This is a genomic window from Dactylosporangium sp. CA-152071 (assembly GCF_050936335.1).
In the GTDB taxonomy this organism is placed as follows: domain Bacteria; phylum Actinomycetota; class Actinomycetes; order Mycobacteriales; family Micromonosporaceae; genus Dactylosporangium; species Dactylosporangium maewongense.
Map to the genome: position 1 here is coordinate 2095382 of NZ_JBNJMZ010000002.1, position 22958 is coordinate 2118339.

26 protein-coding genes and 1 pseudogene are annotated in these 22958 nt (G+C 72.8%); 4 read left to right on the forward strand and 23 right to left on the reverse strand.

Translation table 11 applies throughout. The annotated features are described in order from the left end of the window. Positions 1–50 precede the first annotated feature (50 nt). The 7 genes and pseudogenes from ACQEVZ_RS49275 to ACQEVZ_RS49305 all read right to left on the reverse strand — a co-directional run. Positions 51–227: pseudogene (locus ACQEVZ_RS49275) on the reverse strand (LppU/SCO3897 family protein); the annotation flags it as partial. Positions 228–251: 24 nt separating this feature from the next. Next, entirely contained in the window at positions 252–383 is a 132-nt protein-coding gene (locus tag ACQEVZ_RS49280) for a hypothetical protein (protein ID WP_433381807.1), read from the reverse strand. Between the two features lie 147 nt (positions 384–530). Further along, complete coding sequence (locus tag ACQEVZ_RS49285; protein ID WP_344499742.1) at positions 531–752, reverse strand: 4Fe-4S dicluster domain-containing protein; 222 nt, start codon at positions 750–752, stop codon at positions 531–533. Next, complete coding sequence (locus ACQEVZ_RS49290; RefSeq protein ID WP_344499740.1) at positions 749–1459, reverse strand: GntR family transcriptional regulator; 711 nt, start codon at positions 1457–1459, stop codon at positions 749–751. Before ACQEVZ_RS49290 ends, ACQEVZ_RS49285 begins: the two co-directional genes overlap by 4 nt. Continuing rightward, entirely contained in the window at positions 1456–2226 is a 771-nt protein-coding gene (locus ACQEVZ_RS49295) for a thiamine pyrophosphate-dependent enzyme (RefSeq protein ID WP_344499738.1), read from the reverse strand. The genes ACQEVZ_RS49290 and ACQEVZ_RS49295 overlap by 4 nt, the downstream gene beginning before the upstream one ends. Next, positions 2223–3284, reverse strand: coding sequence for a hypothetical protein (locus ACQEVZ_RS49300; protein ID WP_344499736.1), 1062 nt, complete (start codon positions 3282–3284; stop codon positions 2223–2225). The genes ACQEVZ_RS49295 and ACQEVZ_RS49300 overlap by 4 nt, the downstream gene beginning before the upstream one ends. Then, a complete protein-coding gene (locus tag ACQEVZ_RS49305) occupies positions 3281–3832 on the reverse strand; it encodes a 2-oxoacid:acceptor oxidoreductase family protein (protein ID WP_344499734.1) in 552 nt (183 codons plus the stop codon). The genes ACQEVZ_RS49300 and ACQEVZ_RS49305 overlap by 4 nt, the downstream gene beginning before the upstream one ends. A gap of 79 nt (positions 3833–3911) precedes the next feature. On the opposite strand from ACQEVZ_RS49305, the gene ACQEVZ_RS49310 reads away from it, so the two are divergent. Together ACQEVZ_RS49310 and ACQEVZ_RS49315 are read left to right on the forward strand one after the other, a co-directional pair. Next, positions 3912–5027 carry a zinc-dependent alcohol dehydrogenase gene (locus ACQEVZ_RS49310; RefSeq protein ID WP_433381813.1) on the forward strand — a complete coding sequence of 372 codons (1116 nt, stop codon included), beginning with the start codon at positions 3912–3914 and terminating at the stop codon, positions 5025–5027. After that, positions 5024–6442, forward strand: a complete 1419-nt coding sequence (locus tag ACQEVZ_RS49315) for a class I adenylate-forming enzyme family protein (protein WP_433381816.1) — start codon at positions 5024–5026, stop codon at positions 6440–6442. The genes ACQEVZ_RS49310 and ACQEVZ_RS49315 overlap by 4 nt, the downstream gene beginning before the upstream one ends. 17 nt (positions 6443–6459) lie before the next feature. Here the strand turns inward: ACQEVZ_RS49315 and ACQEVZ_RS49320 are convergent, their stop codons facing one another. Next, entirely contained in the window at positions 6460–8046 is a 1587-nt protein-coding gene (locus ACQEVZ_RS49320; RefSeq protein WP_433381819.1) for a class I adenylate-forming enzyme family protein, read from the reverse strand. 89 nt (positions 8047–8135) lie between these two features. Between ACQEVZ_RS49320 and ACQEVZ_RS49325 the strand changes: the two genes are divergently transcribed. After that, positions 8136–8759 (forward strand): thioesterase family protein, encoded by a 624-nt coding sequence (locus tag ACQEVZ_RS49325; protein WP_354894194.1) that lies wholly within the window; start codon positions 8136–8138, stop codon positions 8757–8759. 354 nt (positions 8760–9113) lie between these two features. Here the strand turns inward: ACQEVZ_RS49325 and ACQEVZ_RS49330 are convergent, their stop codons facing one another. The 13 genes from ACQEVZ_RS49330 to ACQEVZ_RS49390 all read right to left on the reverse strand — a co-directional run bounded on the left by ACQEVZ_RS49330 (position 9114) and on the right by ACQEVZ_RS49390 (position 19909). Continuing rightward, positions 9114–10655, reverse strand: coding sequence for a class I adenylate-forming enzyme family protein (locus ACQEVZ_RS49330; protein WP_433381822.1), 1542 nt, complete (start codon positions 10653–10655; stop codon positions 9114–9116). Beyond that, the gene (locus ACQEVZ_RS49335; RefSeq protein WP_433381825.1) at positions 10648–11373 is read right to left on the reverse strand and encodes an SDR family NAD(P)-dependent oxidoreductase; all 726 of its coding nucleotides are present in this window, start codon (positions 11371–11373) and stop codon (positions 10648–10650) included. Before ACQEVZ_RS49335 ends, ACQEVZ_RS49330 begins: the two co-directional genes overlap by 8 nt. Then, the gene (locus ACQEVZ_RS49340) at positions 11373–12218 is read right to left on the reverse strand and encodes an enoyl-CoA hydratase (protein WP_433381828.1); all 846 of its coding nucleotides are present in this window, start codon (positions 12216–12218) and stop codon (positions 11373–11375) included. Before ACQEVZ_RS49340 ends, ACQEVZ_RS49335 begins: the two co-directional genes overlap by 1 nt. Next, positions 12215–13105: an acyl-CoA dehydrogenase family protein gene (locus ACQEVZ_RS49345; protein WP_433381831.1), complete on the reverse strand. Its 891-nt coding sequence runs from the start codon at positions 13103–13105 to the stop codon at positions 12215–12217. Before ACQEVZ_RS49345 ends, ACQEVZ_RS49340 begins: the two co-directional genes overlap by 4 nt. A 24-nt stretch (positions 13106–13129) precedes the next feature. Then, positions 13130–14269, reverse strand: coding sequence for an acyl-CoA dehydrogenase family protein (locus ACQEVZ_RS49350; protein ID WP_344499714.1), 1140 nt, complete (start codon positions 14267–14269; stop codon positions 13130–13132). Continuing rightward, on the reverse strand, positions 14266–15000 hold the full coding sequence (locus ACQEVZ_RS49355; protein WP_344499712.1) for an enoyl-CoA hydratase family protein: 735 nt from the start codon (positions 14998–15000) through the stop codon (positions 14266–14268). The genes ACQEVZ_RS49350 and ACQEVZ_RS49355 overlap by 4 nt, the downstream gene beginning before the upstream one ends. Continuing rightward, positions 14997–15368 carry a MaoC/PaaZ C-terminal domain-containing protein gene (locus ACQEVZ_RS49360; protein WP_433381836.1) on the reverse strand — a complete coding sequence of 124 codons (372 nt, stop codon included), beginning with the start codon at positions 15366–15368 and terminating at the stop codon, positions 14997–14999. Before ACQEVZ_RS49360 ends, ACQEVZ_RS49355 begins: the two co-directional genes overlap by 4 nt. Next, positions 15365–15877, reverse strand: coding sequence for an FAS1-like dehydratase domain-containing protein (locus ACQEVZ_RS49365; RefSeq protein ID WP_354894180.1), 513 nt, complete (start codon positions 15875–15877; stop codon positions 15365–15367). The genes ACQEVZ_RS49360 and ACQEVZ_RS49365 overlap by 4 nt, the downstream gene beginning before the upstream one ends. 10 nt (positions 15878–15887) lie before the next feature. After that, positions 15888–16643, reverse strand: a complete 756-nt coding sequence (locus ACQEVZ_RS49370; protein WP_433381839.1) for an SDR family oxidoreductase — start codon at positions 16641–16643, stop codon at positions 15888–15890. A gap of 2 nt (positions 16644–16645) precedes the next feature. After that, positions 16646–17287 (reverse strand): gamma carbonic anhydrase family protein, encoded by a 642-nt coding sequence (locus tag ACQEVZ_RS49375; protein WP_344499705.1) that lies wholly within the window; start codon positions 17285–17287, stop codon positions 16646–16648. Beyond that, a complete protein-coding gene (locus tag ACQEVZ_RS49380) occupies positions 17287–18270 on the reverse strand; it encodes an NAD(P)H-dependent flavin oxidoreductase (protein ID WP_433386121.1) in 984 nt (327 codons plus the stop codon). The genes ACQEVZ_RS49375 and ACQEVZ_RS49380 overlap by 1 nt, the downstream gene beginning before the upstream one ends. A gap of 62 nt (positions 18271–18332) precedes the next feature. Then, entirely contained in the window at positions 18333–19085 is a 753-nt protein-coding gene (locus ACQEVZ_RS49385) for a CoA-transferase subunit beta (RefSeq protein WP_344499701.1), read from the reverse strand. An 8-nt stretch (positions 19086–19093) separates the two neighbouring features. Then, the gene (locus tag ACQEVZ_RS49390) at positions 19094–19909 is read right to left on the reverse strand and encodes a CoA transferase subunit A (RefSeq protein ID WP_433381843.1); all 816 of its coding nucleotides are present in this window, start codon (positions 19907–19909) and stop codon (positions 19094–19096) included. Positions 19910–20080: 171 nt separating this feature from the next. Between ACQEVZ_RS49390 and ACQEVZ_RS49395 the strand changes: the two genes are divergently transcribed. Continuing rightward, positions 20081–20671: a TetR/AcrR family transcriptional regulator gene (locus tag ACQEVZ_RS49395; protein ID WP_354894174.1), complete on the forward strand. Its 591-nt coding sequence runs from the start codon at positions 20081–20083 to the stop codon at positions 20669–20671. 221 nt (positions 20672–20892) lie between these two features. On the opposite strand, the gene ACQEVZ_RS49400 is transcribed toward ACQEVZ_RS49395, so the two are convergent. Both ACQEVZ_RS49400 and ACQEVZ_RS49405 read right to left on the reverse strand, forming a co-directional pair. Beyond that, positions 20893–21747 (reverse strand): SDR family NAD(P)-dependent oxidoreductase, encoded by an 855-nt coding sequence (locus tag ACQEVZ_RS49400; protein WP_433381847.1) that lies wholly within the window; start codon positions 21745–21747, stop codon positions 20893–20895. Then, the gene (locus ACQEVZ_RS49405; RefSeq protein ID WP_344499693.1) at positions 21747–22940 is read right to left on the reverse strand and encodes an acetyl-CoA C-acetyltransferase; all 1194 of its coding nucleotides are present in this window, start codon (positions 22938–22940) and stop codon (positions 21747–21749) included. Before ACQEVZ_RS49405 ends, ACQEVZ_RS49400 begins: the two co-directional genes overlap by 1 nt. Between the last annotated feature and the right edge of the window lie 18 nt (positions 22941–22958).

Sequence of the window (22958 nt, forward strand, 5' to 3'; positions counted from 1 at the left end):
GGGACCACCGATCCACCGGGTAGACGACGTGTTCATCAAGCCCCCGCGGGCTAGCGCTCCTTGGCGCAGATGACGACGCCCTTGCTGCCGGGCTGTTCGCGCCAGTAGTCGAAGGTGGCGTCCGGCCAGCGGGCGCAGATGATCGAGACGTCCCTGGCGTCCTCGTCGGTGCGGTTCTCGACCCGGCCGAGCACGACGTACCGCGCGCCGGTGGACCCGCAGTCGCCCGTCTCGAACGTCGACGGGGCGGGTTAACTCAGGCAGTCACCGGCGTCGGGGGCGGCCGGCTCGTCGCGGACGAGGAACCACACGGCGGCGACGGCGACAGCGAGGACCGCCGGGTGCGGCGCCGCGAGATATCGAAGGACATGGTGAACGAACACCAGCGCCACGGACTGTCGGCAAACCGTCTCGGTGTGACTGTGCGCGCGACGTGGCCTGCTACGACAGCGGCGGCGCGCGGGTCAACGCCGGCTTCCTGACCAGCGCCGACTCCAACAACTGACCGTCCGTCGGGAGCCTCGCCGCCCTCACGCGGGCGGCGGGGTGTATCGGTAGACGGCGATGACGAAGTCGGGGCAGACGATCTGGCAGGCGGTACATCCAGTGCAGCCGTCGTGCAGCTCCGGATACCGGTAGCCCTGCTCGTTGACGGTCGCGGACATGCTCAGCACGCTGGGGGGGCAGGCGGCCAGGCACAGCTCGCAGCCCTTGCAGCGGTCGGTGTCGATGACGAGGGTGCCACGGCTCACGGGGTCGTTCCTTTCAGGACGGCCGCCGCGTCCGTCCACTCTGCACCGTCCACGACGGACGGTGGGAAGACGCCGCGGCGGCGCAGCGCGGCGACGGCGTTGTCGGCGGTGAGGCGCAGGTGCGCGAGGGCCGCGGCGCCGGCGGCGTCGGGGTCCCCGTCGCGGATCGCGGCGTATTCGGCGTGCAGGGCGGCACGCTCGGCCGGCAGGGCGTCGTCGATGGAGAACCGGGCCGCGGCCGGGACCAGGCCGCTGAACGTGCGCAGCAACGCCCGCAGGTGGTTGCGGGCGCCGGCGACGTTGACGACCCGGCGGAACTCGCGGGCCAGGGACTCGAATTCGGCCGGGTCGTCGCAGCCGGCCAGGCTCTCGTCGAGCTTGCCCAGAGCCTCCACGACCGCTGGGTCGCGGCGCGCGGCGACGCGGCGGTTGGTCAACGCGCTGAGCATGCCGTAGAGCTCGAACGCCTCCCGGACGGTGGCGTCGTCGAACTCCGCGACGAACGCCCGCCTGTAGTGGGCGCGTTCGACGAGACCGTCGCGTTCGAGCTGGATGAGGCCCTCGCGGACCGGCACCCGGCTCACGCCGAGCCGCGAAGCGATCTCGTCGAGGTCGAGACGCTGGCCGCTGCGCAGCTCACCGGCGAACAACAGGTCCAGCACGTGCGCCGCGACCGCCTCGCTGGTGTTGGCCCGCTGCAGCTTCACCGGGTCACCAGCTCGCCGATGCCGTACGTCTGCTCCATGGTGCCCTGCTGATACGACGGTCCTTCGGCGGTCGGCACGAACCAGCCGGTCGGGCACATGGTGAGGATCTCCACCAGGCTGAACCCGCCGCCGGCGAGCTGGGTCTCGAACGCCTTGCGCAGCATCCGTTTCGCCTGCAGCACCCCACCGGCGCTGGAGACGGCGCCGCGGGCGACGTAGCCGACGCCCTGCAGCGACGCGACCAGGTCGGCGACCGGGATCGGGTAGCCGTGGGTGTCCGGGTCGCGCCCGTCGATGCTGGTCTTGGTGCGCTGGCCGAGGACGGTGGCGGCGGTCTGCTGGCCGCCAGTGTCGCCGAAGACCCCGTTGTTGAGCATCACGCAGGTGATGTTCTCACCGCGGGCGGCGGCGTGCAGCACCTCCTGCAGCCCTTCGTTGGCCATGTCCCCGTCGCCCTGCAGGGTGAACACGGCGACGCCGGGGCGGACCCGCTTGATGCCTGTGGCGCACGCCGGGGCGCGGCCGTGCAGGCACTGCAGGACGTCGACGTCCATGATGCGCACGAAGCTGCCGTAGCAGCCGTGCCCGACGACGCCGATGCTGCGCTGCACGATGTCGAGCTCCTGCAGCACCTCCAGCAGGATCCGCAGGGCGACGGGCTCGCCGCAGCCGGGGCACAGCGAGTGCTCGCCGAGCAGGAGACTGGGCTTGAAGTCGGCGACCTGTTTCGCCGGGACGGCGGGCGGCCCGGACGTGTCGATGATCATGTCGCACCTAGGATTCGTTCGCGGATCACGGGGGCGTCGAGCAGGGGACCGTAGGAGAGCCCGGACTCGGCGATGCTGACCCCGCCGACGAACCGGACGGCGTCGCGGTCGGCGGCGTGGATGCGCACGTCGTCGAGCATCTGCCCGGCGTTGAGCTCGAAGACCAAAACGTTGCGGGCGCCGGTGGTGGCACGGCGCAGCGCGGCGCCGGGAAACGGCCACAGGGTGACGGGCCGGAACCAGCCGATGCGGTGGCCTTCGGCGCGCAGCCCGGTCACGACGTGCTCGACGAACTTCGCCGCCGTGCCGAACGCCACCACGACGGTCTCGGCGTCGTCCACCATGGACTCCTCGTGGCGCTGCTCCTCCGCGGCGATCCGGTCGAACTTGTCGGCGACCGCGCGCCAGTGCCCGTCGGGGCCGGGGCCGGGGTCGTTGGCCTTGCCCATCGCCCAGGTCCAGATCTGGCGGCTGCGGCCGGTGCCGCCGCCGGTGCCGTCCAGCGCCCAGTCCTTGGCCGGCAGCGGGCCGAAGTCGAGGGCCTGGACGTCGACGCCGACGCGGGTTTGCGCGAGCAGCGGGTCGCCGTACAGCATGACCGGCGCGCGGTGCTTGTCGGCGAGGTGGAACAGCAGCTGGGTGTGCTCGATGGCCTCCGGGACGTCCTTCGGGGCGAGGGTGATCGTGCGGTAGTCGCCCCAGCCGCCGCCGCGGGTGGCCTGGAAGTAGTCCTGCTGGTTGCGGGCCAGGTTGAACACGACGAACGGGGTCTCGTTGAGCGCGGCCTCGGCGATCGCCTCCTGCATCAGCGCGATGCCCTGCCCGCACGAGCCGGTCGCGGCGCGGGCTCCGGCCGCGGCGGCGCCGAGGGTCATGTTGACGCCTTCGATCTCGCTCTCCGCGTTGAGGCAGACCCCGCCGGCCTTGGGCAGCCGCCGTGACATCTCCTCCAGCAGGCCGGTGAACGGTGACATCGGGTAGCCGGTGAAGAACCGGCACCCGGCGGCGATCGCCGCCTCAGCCATGGCGGCCCCGCCGTCGAGCAGCTCCAGGCTCATGCCACACCGGCCCGCACGGTCAGGGCGCCCGCCTCGAGGGCACGCGCGTTGGCGGGGGCGTGCTGCTGCCGGTAGGGAGGCAGCAGTTCCTCCATCGCGGCGACCAGCGACGCCGCCGCCACCATCGTGGTGAGGGCGTTGTAGGCGCCGAGGAGGACGAACCCGGACGCGTTCGGCGCGCCGCACTCCTTGGCCGCGGCCATCGCGTCGACGACGAAGACCCGCAGGTCGGCGCGGAAGCCGTCGGGGTCGACGAGCGGGGTGTTGGCCACGACGATGCCGCCGGGTCGGAGCCGGTCCTGCACGCCCTCGGCGAAGCGATGGTGGGCGAAGATCGCGGACCAGGCTGACGGCAGGATCGGCAGGGCGTGCAGTGGGGCGTCGCCGACGACGACGCCGGCCTTGGACGGCCCGCCGCGCATCTCGCCGCCGTAGTCCGCGGCGAGCATCGCATAGCGCCCCTCCCGGGTGGCGGCGAGGGCGAGGGTCTTCGCGAGCAGCTGGATGCCCTGCCCGCCGACCCCGGTGACGATGAGCTCCCGCTCCATCCGAGCCTCCCTTGACGAGATTTGAATATTGAATACAAAATCTAACTGCACCGTCAAGCACGGCCGAGGAGAGCATGAGATGCGGGCACTGGTACTGCACGGCTTCGGCGATCCGACCGTCGAGGAGGTCCCGGACCCGGTCCCCGGGCCGGACGAGGTCGTCATCGACGTCGCCTGCGTCCAGCCGAGCGTCACCGAGTGCATGCTCATCGCCGGTGACCCGGTCGCCATGCACGACGTCCTCGCCGCCCGGCTCGCCGCCGGGCCGACCCGCTTCGGCGGCCACGAGTTCGCCGGGGTCATCAGCGTCGCCGGGCCGGGAAGCGGGCACGCGGTCGGGGACCGGGTGACCGCCGTCGAGACGGCCGCGTGCGGCACCTGCGCCGCCTGCCGCCGGGACCGCCCGGACGCCTGCCCCTCCCCCGCTGTGCTCGGCTTCACCCGGGCGGGGGCGTTCGCCGAGCGGGTCGCCGTGCCGGCGAAGTCGGTCGTCACCGTCCCGGACGGGGTCACCGCGGCGCAGGCCGCCGCCGTGCAGCCCCTCGCCGGCGCGCTGCACGGGCACGCCATCGCCGAGGTGCGGCCCGGCGACAGCGTCCTGATCCTCGGCGCCGGCGTGATGGGCGTGCTGCACACGCAGGTGGCCCGGCACGGCGGCGCCGGCCTGATCATCGTCACCGGCCGCAGCCCCGCCAAGCGGCGGCTCGCTCTCGCGGCCGGTGCCGATGCAGTCATCGACGCGACCGAGGACGTCCACGCCGCGGTCCTGGAGGCGACCGGCGGCATCGGCGCCGACGTGGTGTTCGAGACCGCGGGCGGCATGCCGAGCGCCGGACTCGCCGGCACGTCCACCTTGGAGCTGGCCGCCCAATGCGTGCGGCGCGGCGGGCGGATCGTCATGGTCGCGGTCCTGCCCCGGCACGCGAGCGCACCGCTGGGCCTGCTGCGGGAGCGTGCCGTGGCACTGCTGCACCCGCGGTCCGGCGCGGGCGGCTACTCCCCCGGCGGCAGCGCGTTCGAGCAGGCGCTGCGCCTGGTGCGCCGCGGCTACGTCGACCTCGACTGCCTGGTGACGCACCGGCTCGACGGCGTCGACGCGCTGCCGAAGGCCCTGGAGATCACCCGCGACAAGGCGGCGCACGCCGCAGCCGGCCCCGCACAGGTCAGCATCGGCCCCTGGGACGCAGCCGCATGAGCCTGCTGATCGGGGACATCGTCACGCTTGCCGCGCTCACCGCCCCTGGACGGACCGCTGCCACCCTCGGCGCGGGGGCGGTGACGTTCGCGGAGCTGGACGTCGCCGCGAACCGGACCGCGAACGCCCTCGCCGCCCGCGGGGTCGGCACCGGCGACATCGTGCTGTGGTGCGCGACGCCCACCCTGCGCTCCCTGGACGTGTTCGTCGCCTGCGCGCGGCTCGGCGCGGTGTTCGCCCCGCTGAACCCCGCCCTGCCGGTGCACGAACGCAACGCGGTCCGCCGGTACCTCGACCCCCGGCTCGTGCTGTCGGACCTGGCGTTCGGCGAGGCGGGAGTCGTACACCACGAAACCCTCGGCAACGGCTCCAGCGTCTGGGACCGGCGGCCGGTGGACGACGCGGCGCCGCACATCGTGTACCTGACCAGCGGTAGCACCGGCACACCGAAGGGCGCCCTGGTCAGCCACCGGGCGAGCTGGCTGCGTGCGGCACCCGGCGGCGGCACGTTCACCAGCGGCCTGCGCGGGCACGGCGGCGTGGTGTGCACGTTCCCGCTGTACCACTACGGCGGCTGGCACTACGTGATGGAGGCCTGGCAGCACCGCACCGCCGTGCACCTGGTGCGCCGCGCCGACGCCGTCGAGGTGATCGACGTGGTCCGCCGGCAGCGCCCCTCGGCGCTGTACTGCATCCCGGCGGTCTGGGAACGTCTGCTGGACCGGGAGCACCGCGCCGCCGACCTGCGCTCGCTCCTGCACGCCGACACCGGCACGTCCAGCGTCGCCGCGGACCTCGTCGAACGGATCAAGGCCAGGCTGCCCGGCACGACCACGACGATCCTGTACGGCTCCACCGAGGCCGGCCGGATGGCGGCACTGCACGACTGGGATCTGGCCCGCAAGCCCGGCAGCGTCGGGCGGGCCGCGACCCCGAACGCCTTGTGGCTGGCCGCCGACGGCGAGGTCTGCGTCGAAGGCCCCGCGCTGATGAACGGCTACCTCGGCGCCGACCCGCTCACCGGCGAGTACCGCTCCGGCGACCTCGGCCGCCTCGACGAGGACGGCTACCTGTTCCTGACCGGCCGCACCCGCGAGGTGATCCGCACCGGCGGCGAGTCGGTCGGCCCGGCGGAGGTCGAGCACGCGCTACGCGACCTGTCGGGCGTGCTCGACGTGGCGGTCGTCGGCCTGCCCGACGACCGGTGGGGCGAGGTCGTCTGCGCGGTGTTCGTGGTCCCCGACGGCTGCCCGCCGCCGACGGTGGCCCAGGTGCGGTCGCATGTGGAGGGCCGGCTCGCCGGGTTCAAGGTGCCCCGCCGAGTCGCGACGACCAGCACGATCCCCCGCACCCCCGCGACCGGCCAGATCCAGCGCGGCCGCCTGCGCGATCTGCTCACCGACCCGAAGGCCTGACGGCCCGGCAACGCCGTTCAGGCACGCAGGCGCTGGCGGAGCTGGGCCTTGGCGATTTTGCCACCGGAGCCGCGGGGCAGGTCCGGCACGATCTCCAGGCGCTCCGGCCAGTTGTCCCGGGACACCCCGCGCACGTCGAGGTGCTGGCGGAGCCCGTCGAGGTCGAGGGTCTCCGCGTCGCGCAGCACGACGAAGGCGCAGACCCGCTCGCCGAATGTCGGGTCCGGCACTGCCACCGCGGCGACCATGGCGACCGCGGGGTGCGAGCCGACGTGGTCCTCGACAGCGGCGGCGCTGATGTTCTTGCCGCCGCGGATGATGAAGTCGGACTTGCGGTCCACGACCCGCAGGTAGCCGTCGGCGTCGATGGTGCAGATGTCGCCGGTGAGCATCCAGCCGTCGGCCGTGAACAGCGCCTCGTTGGCGGCCGGGTCGGCGAAGTAGCCCAGGCACGTGGCGGGGCCGGCGCACGCGGCCTGGCCGGGGCCGCCGACGGCGGTAACGTCGGTGCCGTCCTCGGCGAACAGCCGCACCCGCATCGCGTCGATGACCTTCCCGGCGGTACGCAGCCGCTGGTCGGTGGTGTCGGTGACCGAGGTCCGCGACAGTGCGCCGGTCTCGTTGGAGCCGAAGAACTGCAACACTCTGGCGCCGGTGCGGCGTTCGAACTCGGCGGCCCGCTCGAACGGCACGGCCTCGCCGCCGGTGAACATGACCCGCAGCGACGACAGGTCCACGTCCGAGGCGACCGGCGAGTTGAGCATCATGATGAACTGGGTGCTGACGCAGCACACGACGGTGACCCGCTCGCGCTCGATGAGGCGCAGCGCCTCGTCGGCGGAGAAGCGGGGCATGACCACGGTTGGGGCGCCCAGCAGCGTGGGGGTGAAGTTGGCGGTCCACTGCGCGAAGCCGTAGGGCGCCGGGATCAGCGTCAGGAACACGTCGTCGGGGCGCAGGTCGCCACACTCGACGGCGAGCTCGTGGTAGTAGAACCAGCGGTCCTGGTTGTGCACCACGCATTTGGGCATGCCGGTCGTGCCGGACGTCGAGTTCAGCAGGTGGATCTCGTCGCGGCGCAGCTCGTGCGCCCCTTTCGGCGCGACCGTGCCGTCCTCGAGTTTCTGGATTTCGAGGTGTACGACGATGCCGAGCCCCTCCACGAGTGCGGCGACCGGCTCGTCGCGGTGCCGGGCCAGACTGACGAGCGCGGTGGCACCCCCGACGGTGAGCAGGTGCCGGACCTCCAGACGGGCCGCCCGCGGGCCGATCGCGACGACGATCATGCCGGCCTTCATCGCGGCGAGGTACACGACGTGCACCTCGACGCCGTCGGGCAGCAGGACCCCGACGCGGGTGCCGCGCGGGAGCCCGGCGTCGGCGAGCCGCTGCGCGAAGGCGGTGGAGCGGGCGTCGAACTGCGCCCAGGTGAGCCGGTCGTCGCCGGCGACGAAGGCGATGCCGTCCGGTTGCGCCGCGGCGTGCCGGCGGACGGTGTCGGGCAGCGTCTCGCCGTCCCGCACCTCGGCGAGGCGGTCGGCGACGTAGCGCTCGTGGACGCTGCCGGGCGCCGGCGCGGCTCCGGCGGGGAACAGGTCGTGCACGAAGAACCCCCAAGACCTCTACCAAACAAGCGCTTGGTTGTGCCATTCTGTTCCTGACCCTTCGAGCATGTCAAGGTAGGGAGCGCCGCGTGCCGGACCTCTGGACTGCCCCCGCCGGCACCCCGGCGGACCTTCGCATCCTGCCGCTGCTGCCCATCCCGGCGGACGCCCACGTGGAGCAGCTCATCTGGCACGGCGACCCAGCGGGCCACGGCGACGACCCGCTGCGGCTCACCTCCGTGGAGGGTGCGACCGGCGGCCGGGTGGTGATGCTGCGGCTGGTGCGGGGTGAGCGGCTCGTCGCCGACCTCCGCGTGCGCCACGGCGCACCCCGCGACGAGGCACCGCACCGGCTGCTGCGCACCGACCTCGGCCCAGGCGCCTCCCGCACCCGCACCTTCACGGTCACCGCGGACCAGACCACCGACCACGTCCCGGACACCGAGCCGGTGCTGAGCACCCCGGCGCTCATCGCCTGCCTGGAGGACACCGCCGCCGACGTCCTGCGCCCGTATTTCGCGCCGGCAACCGCGTCACTGGGCACCTGGATCGGGGTACGGCACACCGGCCCGGCCCGCACCGGCCAGCAGTTCGTGGTGACGGCCGTCCTTGCCGACGTCCGCGGCCGGCGCTACCTCTTCGACGTGCACGCCACCCTCGACGGCCGCCCCATCGGTGACGGCCAGGTGGCCCAGACCCTCATCAGGCACTGAAGCTGACCTACCTGGGCCAGCTCGCCGTCGTACAGCGACGGCTCCACGCGCGTCTCGGCCTGCGCTGCCAGCCGCTCGACGATCCCGCCCGAGAGCGCGGTCTCGGCCCCGCTCAGCGGCCGGCGCAGCCGGATCTCGGCGAGGACCGGCGCGAGCCCCGCGATGCCGGCGTGGAGGGAGTCCCGGTCAGGCGCGGGCTCCGGCCGGCCGTCGGTGACCCGGTCAGGCAGCCACGGCCCGTCGTCGCGGTGCACGTGGCGCAGCGTCCACGCCCAGGCCGCCTCCCCGAGGTCCCGGTAGGTCGCAGCGTCGCCCGTGCCGCCACGCTGTCCGGTGCCCGCGGCGCCGCGGACGTCAGGCGGTGAAGCGCCGGGCCGCGTCGGCTCGCAGCGCCGCCTTGTCCACCTTGCCGCCGGTACCAAGGGGCAGCGACGGCAGGGCGACCAGGTACTCCGGCCAGTTCTGCTTCGACACCCCTGCCGCGTCCAGGTGCACCCGCAGGGCGTCGAGGGTCAGCTCGTCGCGGGTGACGATGTAGGCGCAGACGCGTTCGCCGAGAACCGGGTCGGGGACGGCGACGACGGCGGTCTGCGCGACCGACGGGTGGGCGCCGACCGCCTCCTCCACGACGAGCGCGCTCACGTTGTGGCCGCCGCGGATGATGAAGTCCGCGATCCGGCCGGTGATGGACAGGTAGCCGTCGCCGTCGACGGTGGCCACGTCGCCGGTCAGCAGCCAGCCGTCGGGACGGAACAGGGCGGCGTTCGCGGCGTCGTCGTCGAGGTAGCCGGGGGTGCAGCCGGGGCCGCTGGCGGCCACCTGGCCCGGTCCCCCGTCGGCGGTGACGTCGGCGCCGTCGGCGAGCAGCCGCAGCCGCGCCCCGGGGATCGGCCGGCCGGCGGTGGTCAGCCTGGCCGTGCGCGGGTCGTCCACGGTGGTCACCGACAGCGGACCGGCCTCGTTGGAGCCGTAGAACTGCAGCACCGCGCAGCCGGTCCGTTCCTCGAACTCGCGGGCCCGCTCGACCGGCACTCGTTCCCCGCCGGTGAACATGACCCGTAGCGAGGAAAGGTCCGTGGTCGCGAACGCCGGTGAGTTCAGCAGCATGATGAACTGGGCGGTGACCGCGCACAGCACGGTGACCCGGTGTTCCTCGATGAGCCGCAGTGTCTCGGCGGCGTCGAACTCGGCGGTGAGCACGGTCGGGTAGCCGTACATGGCTGGCACGACGTGGGCGCTCCACAGCCCGAAGCCGTACGGGGCGGGCAGCGCGCTGGCGAAGACCTCATCGGGGCCGAACCGGCCGGCGGCGTGGGCGAGGGGTCCGAAGTACTTGCGGTTGTTCATCGTCTGCCGTACGCACTTCGGCAGCCCCGTCGTGCCGGACGTGGAGTTGACGAAGAACAGGTCGTCCGCGCCGAGCCCAGGGCCCGGGTGGCCGGCGGCGGGCAGGGACGCCAGGTCGAGTGGTACGTGCCGGGGCGCGCCGCAGCGCGCGGCGATCTCCGCGCCCGGCCGGCCGCGGTGCGACCAGCGGGTGGCGAGCCCCACCGCACCGGTCTTGGTCAGCAGGTGGATGATCTCGGCGTCGCCGGCCCGGGGGCCGATCCCGACGGTAACCAGGCCGGCCTTCTGCGCGGCGAGGTAGGCGACGTGGGTCAGCGCGCCGCCGGTGAGCAGGACGGCGAGCCGGTCCCCGGGCGCGAACCCGGCATCCACATAGGACTGTGCCAGGCGTGATGACAGGACGTCGTATTCGCCCCAGGTGAAGGTGCCCTCGGGGGCGATGAACGCGACCCGGTCGGGGTCGTTGCGGGCGACCATCGCGGCGATCGTCTCGGCGGTCCAGGTGCCGGAGGCGTGGTGGGCGACGACGTCCGGAGGGTACTCAGACACCGGCGCCGCCGTCGAGGCGCAGCACGGCACCGGTGGCGAAGCGCGCTTCGGCGGAGCCGAGGTAGGCGATCGCGGCGGCGACCTCGTCCGGCTCGGCGACCGGCGGGTCGAGCAGCGCCCGGGCGTGCCCGGCCAGCCGCGGGTCCTGGTCCGGCACGGGCACCAGGTTACGTTTCAGCGGCGTGTCCACGGACCCCGGGCACACGCAGGCGACCCGCACCCCATCCGGCGCGTATTCCACGGCGAGGGCCCGGGTGAGCGCGACGACCCCGCCCTTCGCGGCGGAATACGCGGCGCTGTACCGCCAGCCGCGGACCCCTGCCAGGGACGCCACGTTGACGACGGCACCCCGCGCGGCGATCAGGTGCGGCAGCGCGGTCCGGCAGGCGAGGAACGTGCCGGTGAGGTTCACCGCGAGGATCCGGTCCCACTCGGCGAGGGTGACGTCGGTGGTGTGCGCGTAGGAGGCGACCCCGGCGACGTTGGCGAGCAGGTCGATCCGGCCGCCCCATCCGGCCGCGTCGGCGACGGCGGCGGCGACCTGATCTTCGTCGCGCAGGTCGCAGCGGATGCCGTGGACCCCGTCGATGTCCACGGCGGCCATGTCGAGGCCGGCGACGCGGGCGCCCTCGTCCCGCAGGCGGGTCGCGACGGCCCGCCCGATGCCGGAGGCGGCACCGGTGACGAGGGCGACGCGGCCGTCGTACCGTCGCGGCATCAGCGACCGCCGTCGCGCATCGACCGGGCGTCGTGCCCGGCGAGGGAGTCGTGGCCGACCTCGGCGTTGTGCGCGTGGGCGACGTGGTGCAGGCCGAACACCGAGTCCATCCCGGCGCGCAGGCCCATCAGGTCCTCGGCCTGGTTGACCGCCTTCTTCGTCAGGGCGAGGCCGAGGCGGGGCATCTCCGCGATCCGCCGGGCGATGTCCATCGTGGACGATTCCAGGTCGGCGCGTGGCACGACCCGGTTGATCATGCCGAGTTGCAGGGCGCGGTCGGCGTACACCCGCTCACCGAGGAACAGGAACTCCTTGGCGTGCCGGGGACCCATCACCCACGGGTGGGCGAAATACTCGACGCCCGGGATGCCCATGCGCACCACCGGGTCGGCGAAGAACGCGTCGTCGGCGGCGACGATGAGGTCGCAGCACCAGGCCAGCATCAGCCCGCCGGCGATGCAGGCGCCCTGGACCGCAGCGATGGTCGGCTTCGGCAGTTCCCGCCAGCGCCGGCACATGCCGAGGTACACCTCGGACTCGCGGGCGAAGCGGCTCTCCGCGCCGGGTTTGCCGACGTGGTCCCACCACAGGCCGGCGCGGCGCGGGAACGTGGTGTCGATGTCCCGGCCGGGCGTGCCGATGTCGTGCCCGGCGGAGAAGTGTTTGCCCTCCCCCGTGAGCACGATGACCTTGACCTCGTCGTCGCCGGCGGCGCGGTACAGCGCGTCGTCGAGCGCGTAGGTCATCGCGGAGTTCTGGGCGTTGCGGTACTGCGGCCGGTGCATCGTCACGACCGCGACCGGGCCTTCGGTGCGATACCGGACGACGTCTGCTTCGTCGGTCATGTCCCTTGCTCCTTCAGACCGATGGTGGTGGCGAGGGCGGCGAGGCGGTCGCCGGGGCCGGCGAGGGCGGCGAGGGCCCAGGCGCGTTTGGCGAAGCGGTGCAGTTCGTATTCGACGGTGTAGCCGATGGCGCCGTGGCACTGGATCGCGGCGCGGCTCGCCGCGTGCGCGGCGTCGGCGGCGAGCACGACGGCGCCGTCGACGGCGGGTCCCGCGTCCGCGCCTTCCTGCAGTGCCCAGGCGGCGGCAAGGACGGCGGGCCGGGCGAACTCCAGGCCGAGGTACGCGTCGGCGAGTTGGTGCTTGACGGCCTGGAAGCTGCCGACGGGCGCCCCGAACTGGTAGCGCTGCTGGACGTAGCCGACGGTCAGGTCGAGCATCCGCCGGCCGAGCCCGACCAGTTCGGCGGCGTGGCCGAGGGCGGCCCGCCCGGCGGCGGCCTCGACGAGTGCCGGGTCGTCGGTGAGGACGCCGGCAGCCATGGAGACGACGGCGTCGAGACTGGTGTCCACAGTGGATGCGGCAGTGCTCAGGCCACCGATCCGGGCGACACCGCCGTCGAGGTGCAGCACGAGGTCGGCGTGCCCGCCGAACGGGGTGAGGCCGCCCGGCCCGGCGACCGCGATCCGCAGCGACCCGGTGGCGGCCGCGGCGGCCCGGTCGTCGTCGAGCGCGGCGAGCAGCGGCACGGCGACGAACGCGGTCGCGGTGACCGGCAGCGCGACGGCGGCGTAGCCGACCTCCTCAAGGACCGGGACGAGGTCGGTCTCGTCCAGGCCGAGGTCGGCCATGGCGGCGAACACGCCGAGATCGGCGAGCGTGGACCAGCCGCCCGCGGCGAGCGGCGCCCGCACCGCGTCGCGCAGCGCGGTCTGGTCCTCAGTCAACGCGAACCGCACAGTGGCTTCCCTTCACGCTCGTGGCAGGCCGAGCACCCGCTCGGCGACGATGTTGCGCTGGATCTCGTTGGTGCCGGCGTAGATCGGGCCGGCGAGCGAGAACTGGAAGCCGCGGGTCCACGGCGAGTCGAGGACCGCTTCCGCGCCGAGCAGCTCCAGGGCGATCTCGTGCAGCTCGATGTCCAGCCGCGACCAGAACAGCTTGTTGAGGCTCGATCGGGCGCCGGGTGGTCGCCCTTCGACGAGGTCGGTGACCTGGTTGAGGGTGAACAGCTGGTAGGCGCGGGCGTTGAGCCAGGCCCGGGTGACCCGCTCCCGCACGACGGGCCGCAGCCGGTCGCCCTGCGCGGCGGCGAGCGCGACGAGCCGCTGCGCGGTGTGCAGGAACCGGCCCGGGGAGCGCAGCGTGAGGCCGCGTTCGGAGCCGGTCGTGGACATGGCGACCTGCCAGCCCTTGCCGGGTTCGCCGAGGACGGCGCCGGCGGGGACGAACACGTCGTCGAAGAAGACCTCGGCGAAGCCCTCGTCGCCGTCGAGGCGGCCGAAGCCGCGGACCGTCACCCCGCCGGCGTCCAGGGGGACGAGGAAGTAGGTGAGGCCGCGGTGCCGGGCGGCGGCCGGGTCGGTGCGGAACAGACCGAAGAGGTGGGTGCTGAAGGCGCCTCGGGTGGTCCAGGTCTTCTGCCCGTTGAGCCGCCAGCCGCCGTCGACGGGTTCGGCGCGGCTGCTGATGGCGGCGAGGTCGCTGCCGGCGCCGGGCTCGGACCAGCCCTGGCACCACAGGTCCCGGGCGGCGGCCATCCGAGGCAGGAGGGTGTCCTGCTGCGCAGCGGTGCCGAACTCGAACAGAGTCGGGGCGAGCAGGAAGATGCCGTTCTGGGTGACGCGCTGCGGTGCGCCGGCGGCGTAGTACTCCTCCTCGAAGATGAGCCACTGCCACAGCGAGGCGTCGCGACCGCCGTACCGGCGCGGCCACGACACGACGGCCCAGCCGGCGTCGAACAGGGCGCGTTCCCAGTGCAGGTGCTCGGCGAAGCCCTCGCGGGTGTCGCCGGACGGCAGCGGGCCGGGCACGTTGGCTCGCAGCCAGGCCCGTGCCTCGGCGCGGAAGGCGGCCTCGTCCGGGGTGTCTTCCAGGCGGATTCCGGTCATTGGCCGAACTCGTCCCGGACTTTGTCGGCCACGCCGGTGAGGTTGAGCTCGAAGGTGAAACCCTGCTCGTAGCGGTAGCTGCGTTTCGGGTCCCACGGGTCGATGCCGTTGAGCGACTCCTTCGCGGCCCGGATGACCGCCGGGTCCTTGGCCGCGATGTCGTGGGCGACGGCGAACGCGGCGGCCCGCAGCTCGTCGCGGGGCACGACGGTGAGGACCGAGCCGAACGCGTGCAGCTCGGCGGCGGTCGCGGTCGCCGACGTGTACATCATGGCCCGCATCTTGTGCTGCGGCACCAGCCGCGACAGGTGCGTGGCCGCGCCGAGGGCGCCCCGGTCGACCTCCGGCAGCCCGAACGTGGCGTCGTCGGAGGCGACGATGACGTCGGCGTTGCCGACCAGGCCGATGCCGCCGCCGAGGCAGAACCCGTGCACGGCCGCGATGACGGGGACCGGGCAGTCGTAGACGGCGCTGAACGCGGCCGCGCAGCCACGGTTGGCCCCGACGAGGGCGCCGTAGCCGGTGCTCGCCTGGAGTTCCTTGATGTCGACGCCGGCGTTGAAACCGCGTCCCTCGGCGCGCAGCACGACCGCGCGGACGCCCGCGTCGGCGCCGGCCGCGTCGAGGGCGGCGGCGAGGGCGAACCAGCCGGCCACCGGCAGCGCGTTCACCGGCGGGTTGGCCATGACGATCTCGGCCACCCCGAGTTCGTCCACTGTGGACTCGATCACGATGCCTCCGTGGTGAAGGTCGCCCAGCCGTACACGGCGACGGTGCCGTCCTGGGTGGTGCACGTCATCTCGACGTCGAAGCTGCCCTCGTCCTGCCGCACGACGGTGCCGTCGCAGGTGACGGTGTCGCCAGGGAAGACCTGGGCGGCGAAGCGGACCCGGAAGGAGCGGACCGCCGCGGCGCCGAACCGGTCGGTCGCCCAGGTCGCCAGGAACCCGGCCTGCAGCATGCCCAGCGACAGCGGCGCCGGCATCCCGGCCGCCAGGGCGAACAGCTCGTCGTGGTGGATCGGGTTGAAGTCCCCGGACGCCCCCTGGTAACGCACCAGGTCAGTCCGAGTCAGCGGGCCGTGGACGGAGGCGGTCATGCCGTCACCTTCGCTTCGGCGCCGCCCTGACCTTGGGACTGCGCTGCCTGATGACCGGCCTCTCCGCTGCGCTGCGTACCGGTCACTGCCGTCTCCACGCCGGTGAGGCGGGCGGTGGCGACGTGGCGGCCGGTCTCGTCGCGGAACTCGGTGACCATCACCGCGAAGGTGAGGGTGCCGCTGCGGCCCTCCTTGCGGGTGACCGACTCGATCCGGGATCGCCCGGTGAGCCGGTCGCCGGCGCGGGGTGGCGGGCCGTGGAACACGAACTCCTGCTCCGCGTGCAGCCCCTTGCGCTGGTCCATCGCGACCGCCGGCCAGGGGTCGGACCCCCCGGTCTGCCAGAAGAACGCGGTGGTCAGAAACGTCGGCGGGATCACCGGGTCCTCCGCCGTCAGATAGTCGGGGTTCGCCGAGCCGGTCGCGCGGGCGAACTCGCGGATCTTGCCGCGTTCGATGTCGAGGGTGAACGGCTCGCCGGTCACCCCGACTGCACTGTCGTCGACCATGCCGGCCTCTCTACGGGTGTTGACTGCTGACCGAGACGACCTCGCCGGTCATGTATGAGCTGTATTCGCTGGCCAGGAACACGATCACGTTGGCGATCTCCCACGGCTCCGCGGGGCGGCCGAACGCCTCCCGGGTGGACAGCTCGGCGAGCAGTTCGTCCGTGGTGACCTTCGCCAGGTGCGGGTGCATCGCCAGGCTGGGCGCGACGGCGTTGACCCGCACCCCGGAGCGGGCCGCCTCGAGGGCGGAGCAGCGGGTGAGCGCCATGACCCCGGCCTTCGCCGCGGCGTAGTGCGCCTGGCCCTCCTGGGCCCGCCAGCCGATGACGGAGGCGTTGTTGACCACCACCCCGGTGCCGCGCGGGATCATGTGCCGCAGTGCCGCCCTGGTACAGCGGAAGGTGCCGGTGAGCGTGACGTCCAGGACCGTGCTCCACTGCTCGTCGGTCATGTCCACGACGGCGGCGGTGCCACCGAGCCCGGCGTTGTTGACCAGCACGTCGAGCCCGCCACCGAAATGCGAGACGGCGGTGGCGAAGAGGTGCTCCACCTGGGCCTGGTCGGTGACGTCGCACGGCACGCCGAGGACGCCGAGGCGTTCGGCGGCTTCGGCGAGGCGGCGCTCGTGCCGGTCGGAGACGACGACCGTGGCGCCCTCCTCGACGCACCGCTCGGCGGTGGCGAAGCCGATGCCGGTGCCCGCGGCGGCGGTGACCAGCACGGTGCGACCGGCGAGCAGCCCGTGGCCCGATGTCTTGTTCGGCATGGTCACGACTCTACCAAGCGCTTGCTTGGCTGACCAGAGGCGCGCCGGGCCTGATCGAGCGGCACCGCGACCGCCGCGGTCGTCGACAGCCGCGGCCGGTCCGGCTCCTCCTCCGTCAACGGCGTAGCAGGTCGCAACGAGTCGCGGCTGCGCACGGCCAGGGCCTGATACACCGCCGTCCCGTGCGCCTTCCAGGCCAGTTCCACGTCCGTCAGGTCCCGCACGACCTTCGCCGGCGCGCCGGCCACCAGGGTCCTCGACGGCACCACGAACTCGGCCCTGACGAGGGAGTGCGCGCCGACGAACGCGTATTCGCCGACGTCGACGCCGTCCAGCACGACCGCGTTGATGCCGATGAGCGCGCCGGCGCCGACGCGGCAGCCGTGCAGGACCGCGCCGTGCCCGACGTGTCCGTCCGGGCCGAGGGTCAGGACCGTGCCGGGGAAGGTGTGCAGGACGCAGGAGTCCTGGACGTTCGAGCCGGCCGCCATGACGATGCGCCCGAAGTCGCCGCGCAGGCTGGCGAGTGGGCCGACGTAGCAGCCGGCGCCGACGTGGACGTCGCCGATGAGCACCGCGGTCGGATGGACGTACGCGGTCGGGTGGACGACCGGCACGACGTCCTCGATGGCGTAGGCGGGCATCAGGCGAACCGCTTCAGCGTGTCCGCGGCCTCGGCCATGATGCGCTCGATGAGCTCCGCGCAGCTGGGCAGGTCGTCGATGAGCCCGGCAACCTGGCCGGTGGCCATGACGCCGGCGTCGGCGCGGCCGTCGACCATGGCGGCGCGGATCAGCATCGGGGTGTTCGCGGCGAGGACGAGCTGGCTGAGGCGCAGGTCGTGGCTGCCGCGCATGGCCCGGCCCTCGCGCAGCATGCTCAGCCACGACCGGCCCGACAGCTTCCGCAGCAACTGCGCGTTGCGGACCGCGCGGGGCAGCCGCCGCAGCGCGCCGGTGTCGGCGAGGTCATCGACGAAGGGGGTGCGCAGGACCCGCTGCGGCACGCCGTCCAGCGCCGCGGTGACGACCGTGTCGGTGACGGTGGCGTCGAGGTACCGCTGCTTCACCGCCGCACCGACCGGGCTGTCGCTGGTGAGCAGGAACCGGGTCCCCATCGCGATCCCGGCGGCGCCGTAGGCGAGGGCGGCGACCAGGCCACGTCCGTCGAAGAGGCCGCCGGCGGCGATGACCGGAATGTCGACGGCGTCGACGACCTGGGGCAGCAGCAGGGTGGTGGGGACCGGGCCGGTGTGCCCGCCGCCCTCGCCACCCTGCACGACGACGGCGTCCACGCCCCACGCGGCGACCTTCTCCGCGTGCCGGCGCGCCCCGACGGACGGCACCACCACCACGCCGGCGGCCTTGAGCCGCTCGATCAGTTCGGGCTTCGGCGCGAGGGCGAACGAGGCAACCCGTACACCTTCCCGGATGAGCAGATCGGCGCGCTTTGCCGCATCGGGGGCGTCGGCGCGCAGGTTGACCCCGAACGGCGCGTCGGTCAGCCGCCGCACGTCGGCGACCGCGGTCACCAGTTCCTCGTAGGACAGGGTCGCGCTGGCGAGGATGCCGAGGCCGCCGGCGTTGGAGGTGGCGGCGGTGAGCCGGGCGTCGGAGACCCAGCCCATGCCGGTCTGCACGATCGGGTACCGGATGCCGAACAGCTCGCAGATCGGCGGCCGCAGCGCACTCACGTGTCGACTTCCCGCGAACGGACCGAGGCCGGGTCGATGACCTCGCGGATCAGGGCGAGCTCGGCGTCGGTCGGCAGCCGGGTCTGCGGTACGTCCGCGGGCACGGTCAGCTCGAAGCCGGTCGCGGAAACGATCTCGTCGACGGTGACGCCGGGATGCACCGAGACCAGACGCATCCGGTGGTCGTCGGTGCCGAAATCGAAGACGCCGAGGTTGCTGACCACCCGCCGGATCTCGTGGTAGCGGCCGGCGGCCGGGTTCGCGGCGGCCCGGTCGTAGCCGACGCCGCTGACCATGTCGACCGTGGCGACGAACGAGCGCTGCCCGTGCCGGGGCACCCAGTAGCTGGTGGGGTGATTGACGGTGTTGCCGGGCGCGCCGCGGACGCCGAGCAGCGCCCGGGTCGGGCGGGCGAAGTCGCCGATGGCGGAGATGTTGGCGTTGCCGTAGCGGTCGATCTGGCTGGGGCCCATCATGACGTGCCGGCGGCCGGTGTACAGCAGGTCGAACACGGCCCGGAACGGGATCCAGCCTTCGACGACCGGCGGGGTGGCGCCGATCGCCCAGGTGCCCTGCGTCAGGTACGCCTCGCCGTCGGACAGCAGCAGGTCCGGCGCGAAGGTGGCACGGGCCAGCCGGGCGGCGATGCTCGGCACCAGGCCGATCGGGCTGGCGAGGATCTCCCCGTCGCCGCGCCACACCTCGGCGCAGGCCACGACGCACACCTCAGCGCGAGTGACAGCGCTCATGCCGTTGCTCACGTCAGGACCCCCAGGTACCGGTCGTAGAACGCCGCCCACGCCTGCGGGTCGGCGGCGGCCGCGACGTATTCGCGCTGGAACGCCTCGTCCCGGCCGTAGTCAGGGGCGCAGGAGGTGAAGTGCGCGCCGCGGGGCGCCTCGACGACCCCGTGCACCATCCACCGCTGCAACAGCAGCGACTGCACGGGTGCGGTCCGGATGAGCTCGGCGGTGTCGACGATCTGCTCGCACGACACGTAGGCCTTGTCGGCGGCGCTGCAGAACAGGTCGTCGAAGTACGGGTCGGGCCCCAGGTACTGGGCGTTGCCGCGCACGTCGGCCCGGTTGAGGTGCACCAGGGCCGCATCGAGGCGCACCGCCGGGATCGCGACGAGTTCCTCGTCGTCGTAGGGCGAGGCGACGGTCCGCAGCGCGGGGTTGACCTTCAGCACGTCGGAGCCGAGCCCGGCACGGCTGGGCATGAAGGGCAGCCGGCACGCTGCGGCGTACAACGCCCAGCGCAGCATGCCCTCGTCGTATTCGGTCACTTCCACCGCGCCCGCCTGGCGGGCCGCCCGGAAGTGCGGCTCGAGCGGGATCGTGTCCAGGGAGACGAACCCGTACACCAGGCGGCGGACCTTCTTGGCGGCCAGGAGCAGGCCGACGTCAGGGCCGCCGTAGCTGACGATGGTCAGGTCGGTGAGGTCGGAGCGCAGGATCGCGCGCACCAGGGACATCGGTTTGCGTCTGGATCCCCAGCCGCCGATCCCGATCGTCATGCCCGAGCGCAGCTGTGCCACGACCTCATCTTCGGTCATCTGCTTGTTCGCCATCGCCGCCTTCTTCACCGCGCAGGCTGGACCTTGCCCGATGAACGTACCAAGCGCTTGCTTGATTGCGCTACACTCGCTGCCGAGCCGTATCTCACGGCCGCGGTCCACGTAGACTCCTGGTGCGAACGGGATTGACGAGGCTGCACAACGACATCGGTGAGGAAGAGCGGGATGGCACGAGAGCCTGGGGATCGACGCGAGCGGATTCTCGCCAGCGCTGCGGCGCTGTTCGCCCGCAAGGGCGTCTCGGCCACGACCGTGCGCGAGATCGCCGACGAGGCCGGCATCCTGTCCGGCAGCCTGTATCACCACTTCGAGTCCAAGGAAGCCATGGTCGACGAGATCGTGACCTCCTACCTGGACGACCTGCGCACCCGCTACAAGCGGGTGCTGGACGGCGAAAGCCACCCGCGGACCCGCCTGCACGACCTCATCGTGGCCTCGCTCGAGGTCGTCGAGGCGCACCCGCACGCCACCGAGATCTACCAGAACGATGTCAACTATCTGACCCAGATCGAACGGTTCGGATATCTGCGCACCGCCGGCAAAGAGGTGCAGAGCACCTGGCTGTCCGTCATCGAGGCAGGCATCGCCGAGGGCGTCATCCGCGACGACCTGGACCCCAAGATCCTCTACCGGTTGATGCGTGACGCCGTCTGGCTGTCGGTGCGCTGGTTCAAGCCCACCGCGGCATACCCGATCACCCGCCTCGCCGAGGACTGCACCTCACTGTTCCTGGACGGCCTGGCCAAGTCCCGCTAACTTGATCTTCAACCTCGGGTGGGCTGGCATCGGCCCCTGGCTGATCATGGGTGCAGCCCTTGATCGATCATTCCTCTTGTCTGGGAAGAAGATCCGATCAAGGGCTGCGGAGGATCAGCGTGCCTGACGGTGGCCGTGGTGGTGCGGGTGGGAATCTCGGCCGGTTCCGCGGGGAAGAAATCCACCAGTCCCGACCACGCCGAACAGGTTTAAAGATCAAGTTAGGCGCGGTGCAGGCCGACCGGGCTGATCGGGCCGACGGCACCGGCCGCGAAGGCCGCCTCGACCTTCTCCACCGTCCACTCGGCGTCCTGGGCTCCGGTGCCCTGCACGACGGGGTGCGCGATCATCGACAGCTCGTCGCCGTCGATGCGGACCACCTGCCCGTGCACGGCCGCGGCGGCGTCGGAGAGCAGGTAGATGACCGCCGGGGCGTTCTGCTCCGGCGGCTTGCTCACGTTCTGTCCCTTCGCGGCCGCGCCGAGGTACGCCTCGAACGTGTCGGCCATCCGGGTGTGCGCGTTCGGTGAGACGGCGTTGACCCTCACTCCCGTGCCGGTCAGGTCGGCCGCCCAGCAGTAGGTGAGCGAGGCGACGCCGCCCTTGCTGGCCCCGTAGGCGCCCATTGCCGCCGACCCGGCGTGCGCGCCGGACGTCACGTTCACCACCGAGCCGCCGCCCTGCGCGAGCATCGCCCGGATCGCGTGCAGGCCGCAGTACGCCGTGCCGAGCAGGTTCACCTCGATGACGGCGCGGAACTCGTCGGGGTCCTGCTGCGACGGGTGCGCGAGGCGGAAGATCCCGGCGTTGTTGACCAGGCCGTCGATCGCGCCGAACACCTCGACGCACCGCTCGACCACCGCGCCGGCGCCGTCCCAGGTGCTGATCGTGCCGACCGCCACGTCGGCCTGGCCGCCGGACGCGGTGATCTGCGCAGCGACGGTCAGAGCTAGGTCGGCGTCGACGTCGTTGACGAGCACCGCCGCCCCCTCGGCCGCGGCGAGACGGGCGTAGGCGGCGCCGAGGCCCCGCCCGGCGCCCGTGACGACGACCGCCTTGTCGTCCAGGGCACCCATCAGGCGAGCCGCTCGATCACCATGGCCATGCCCTGCCCGCCGGCGGTGCACATGGTCTCCAGGCCGAACTGTGCGTCGCGGTGCACGAGGCCGTTGAGCAGTGTGGTGGCGATCCGGGCGCCGGTCATCCCGAACGGGTGGCCGACCGCGATGGCACCGCCGTGCACGTTGACGCGCTCCGGGTCGGCGCCCATCTGCCGGTACGCCGGGATCGCCTGCGCGGCGAACGCCTCGTTGATCTCGACCAGGTCGATGTCGCCGATGCCCAGGCCCGCGTTGGCGAGGGCGCGGCGGGTCGCCTCGACCGGGCCGAGGCCCATGATCTCCGGGCTGAGCGCGGACACGCCGGTGCTGACGATCCGCGCGAGGGGGGTCAGGCCGAGCTCGCGGGCCCGCACGTCGCTGAGCACGACCAGGGCGGCGGCGCCGTCGTTGAGCGGGCAGCAGTTGCCGGCGGTGACGGTGCCGTCGGGTCGGAACGCGGGTTGCAGCGCCGCGACCTTCTCCAGGGTGACGCCGGCCCGCGGCCCGTCGTCGTGGCGCAGCACGGTGCCGTCGGGCAGGGTGACCGGGGTGATGTCGCGGTCCCAGAAGCCGTCGGCGAGGGCCTTCTCGGCGTTGTTCTGGCTGCGGACCGCGAACTCGTCCTGTTCGAGCCGGGTGATCCCGCACAGCTCGGCGACGTTCTCGGCGGTCTCCCCCATCGCGATGTACACGTCGGGCAGCTCCCCGCGGTCCCGCGGGTCCGACCAGGGCCGGGACCCGGTGATGCCGTCGAAGCGCGGGTTGCGGGTGCCGGGCATGCCATCCGCCTTCCCCAATGGGTAGTGCGAGACAACCTCGGCGCCGGCGGCGACGAACGCGTGCCCCTCTCCGGCCTTGATCGCGTGGAACGCCATCCGGATCGCCTGCAGCGACGACGCGCAGTACCGGTTGACGGTCGTGCCGGGCACCATGTCCAGGCCGAGGTGCATCGCGACCTGCCGGCCGAGGTTGTACCCCTGTTCGCCGGCCGGCTGGGCGCAGCCGAGCATGAGGTCGTCCAGCGTCCGCGGGTCCAGCGACGGGACCCGCTCCAGGGCCAGGCGCACGACCTGTGCGGCGAGGTCGTCGGCGCGCACGCCGGCGAGGGAACCCTTGTAGGCGCGACCGATCGGCGAACGCACGGCCGAGACGATGACGGCGTCAGGCATCTGCGCAGCCCCTTTCCT

What these genes read in the sequence shown, in the direction of transcription:
- ACQEVZ_RS49295 (WP_344499738.1), bottom strand. Translation starts at nt 2,226, where the DNA reads ATGATCATCGACACGTCCGGGCCGCCCGCCGTCCCGGCGAAACAGGTC.
- ACQEVZ_RS49300 (WP_344499736.1), bottom strand. Translation starts at nt 3,284, where the DNA reads ATGAGCCTGGAGCTGCTCGACGGCGGGGCCGCCATGGCTGAGGCGGCG.
- ACQEVZ_RS49305 (WP_344499734.1), bottom strand. Translation starts at nt 3,832, where the DNA reads ATGGAGCGGGAGCTCATCGTCACCGGGGTCGGCGGGCAGGGCATCCAG.
- ACQEVZ_RS49310 (WP_433381813.1), top strand. Translation starts at nt 3,912, where the DNA reads ATGCGGGCACTGGTACTGCACGGCTTCGGCGATCCGACCGTCGAGGAG.
- ACQEVZ_RS49315 (WP_433381816.1), top strand. Translation starts at nt 5,024, where the DNA reads ATGAGCCTGCTGATCGGGGACATCGTCACGCTTGCCGCGCTCACCGCC.
- ACQEVZ_RS49335 (WP_433381825.1), bottom strand. Translation starts at nt 11,373, where the DNA reads ATGCCGCGACGGTACGACGGCCGCGTCGCCCTCGTCACCGGTGCCGCC.
- ACQEVZ_RS49340 (WP_433381828.1), bottom strand. Translation starts at nt 12,218, where the DNA reads ATGACCGACGAAGCAGACGTCGTCCGGTATCGCACCGAAGGCCCGGTC.
- ACQEVZ_RS49350 (WP_344499714.1), bottom strand. Translation starts at nt 14,269, where the DNA reads ATGACCGGAATCCGCCTGGAAGACACCCCGGACGAGGCCGCCTTCCGC.
- ACQEVZ_RS49360 (WP_433381836.1), bottom strand. Translation starts at nt 15,368, where the DNA reads ATGACCGCCTCCGTCCACGGCCCGCTGACTCGGACTGACCTGGTGCGT.
- ACQEVZ_RS49365 (WP_354894180.1), bottom strand. Translation starts at nt 15,877, where the DNA reads ATGGTCGACGACAGTGCAGTCGGGGTGACCGGCGAGCCGTTCACCCTC.
- ACQEVZ_RS49370 (WP_433381839.1), bottom strand. Translation starts at nt 16,643, where the DNA reads ATGCCGAACAAGACATCGGGCCACGGGCTGCTCGCCGGTCGCACCGTG.
- ACQEVZ_RS49375 (WP_344499705.1), bottom strand. Translation starts at nt 17,287, where the DNA reads ATGCCCGCCTACGCCATCGAGGACGTCGTGCCGGTCGTCCACCCGACC.
- ACQEVZ_RS49380 (WP_433386121.1), bottom strand. Translation starts at nt 18,270, where the DNA reads ATGGGCTGGGTCTCCGACGCCCGGCTCACCGCCGCCACCTCCAACGCC.
- ACQEVZ_RS49385 (WP_344499701.1), bottom strand. Translation starts at nt 19,085, where the DNA reads ATGAGCGCTGTCACTCGCGCTGAGGTGTGCGTCGTGGCCTGCGCCGAG.
- ACQEVZ_RS49390 (WP_433381843.1), bottom strand. Translation starts at nt 19,909, where the DNA reads ATGGCGAACAAGCAGATGACCGAAGATGAGGTCGTGGCACAGCTGCGC.
- ACQEVZ_RS49395 (WP_354894174.1), top strand. Translation starts at nt 20,081, where the DNA reads ATGGCACGAGAGCCTGGGGATCGACGCGAGCGGATTCTCGCCAGCGCT.
- ACQEVZ_RS49400 (WP_433381847.1), bottom strand. Translation starts at nt 21,747, where the DNA reads ATGGGTGCCCTGGACGACAAGGCGGTCGTCGTCACGGGCGCCGGGCGG.
- ACQEVZ_RS49405 (WP_344499693.1), bottom strand. Translation starts at nt 22,940, where the DNA reads ATGCCTGACGCCGTCATCGTCTCGGCCGTGCGTTCGCCGATCGGTCGC.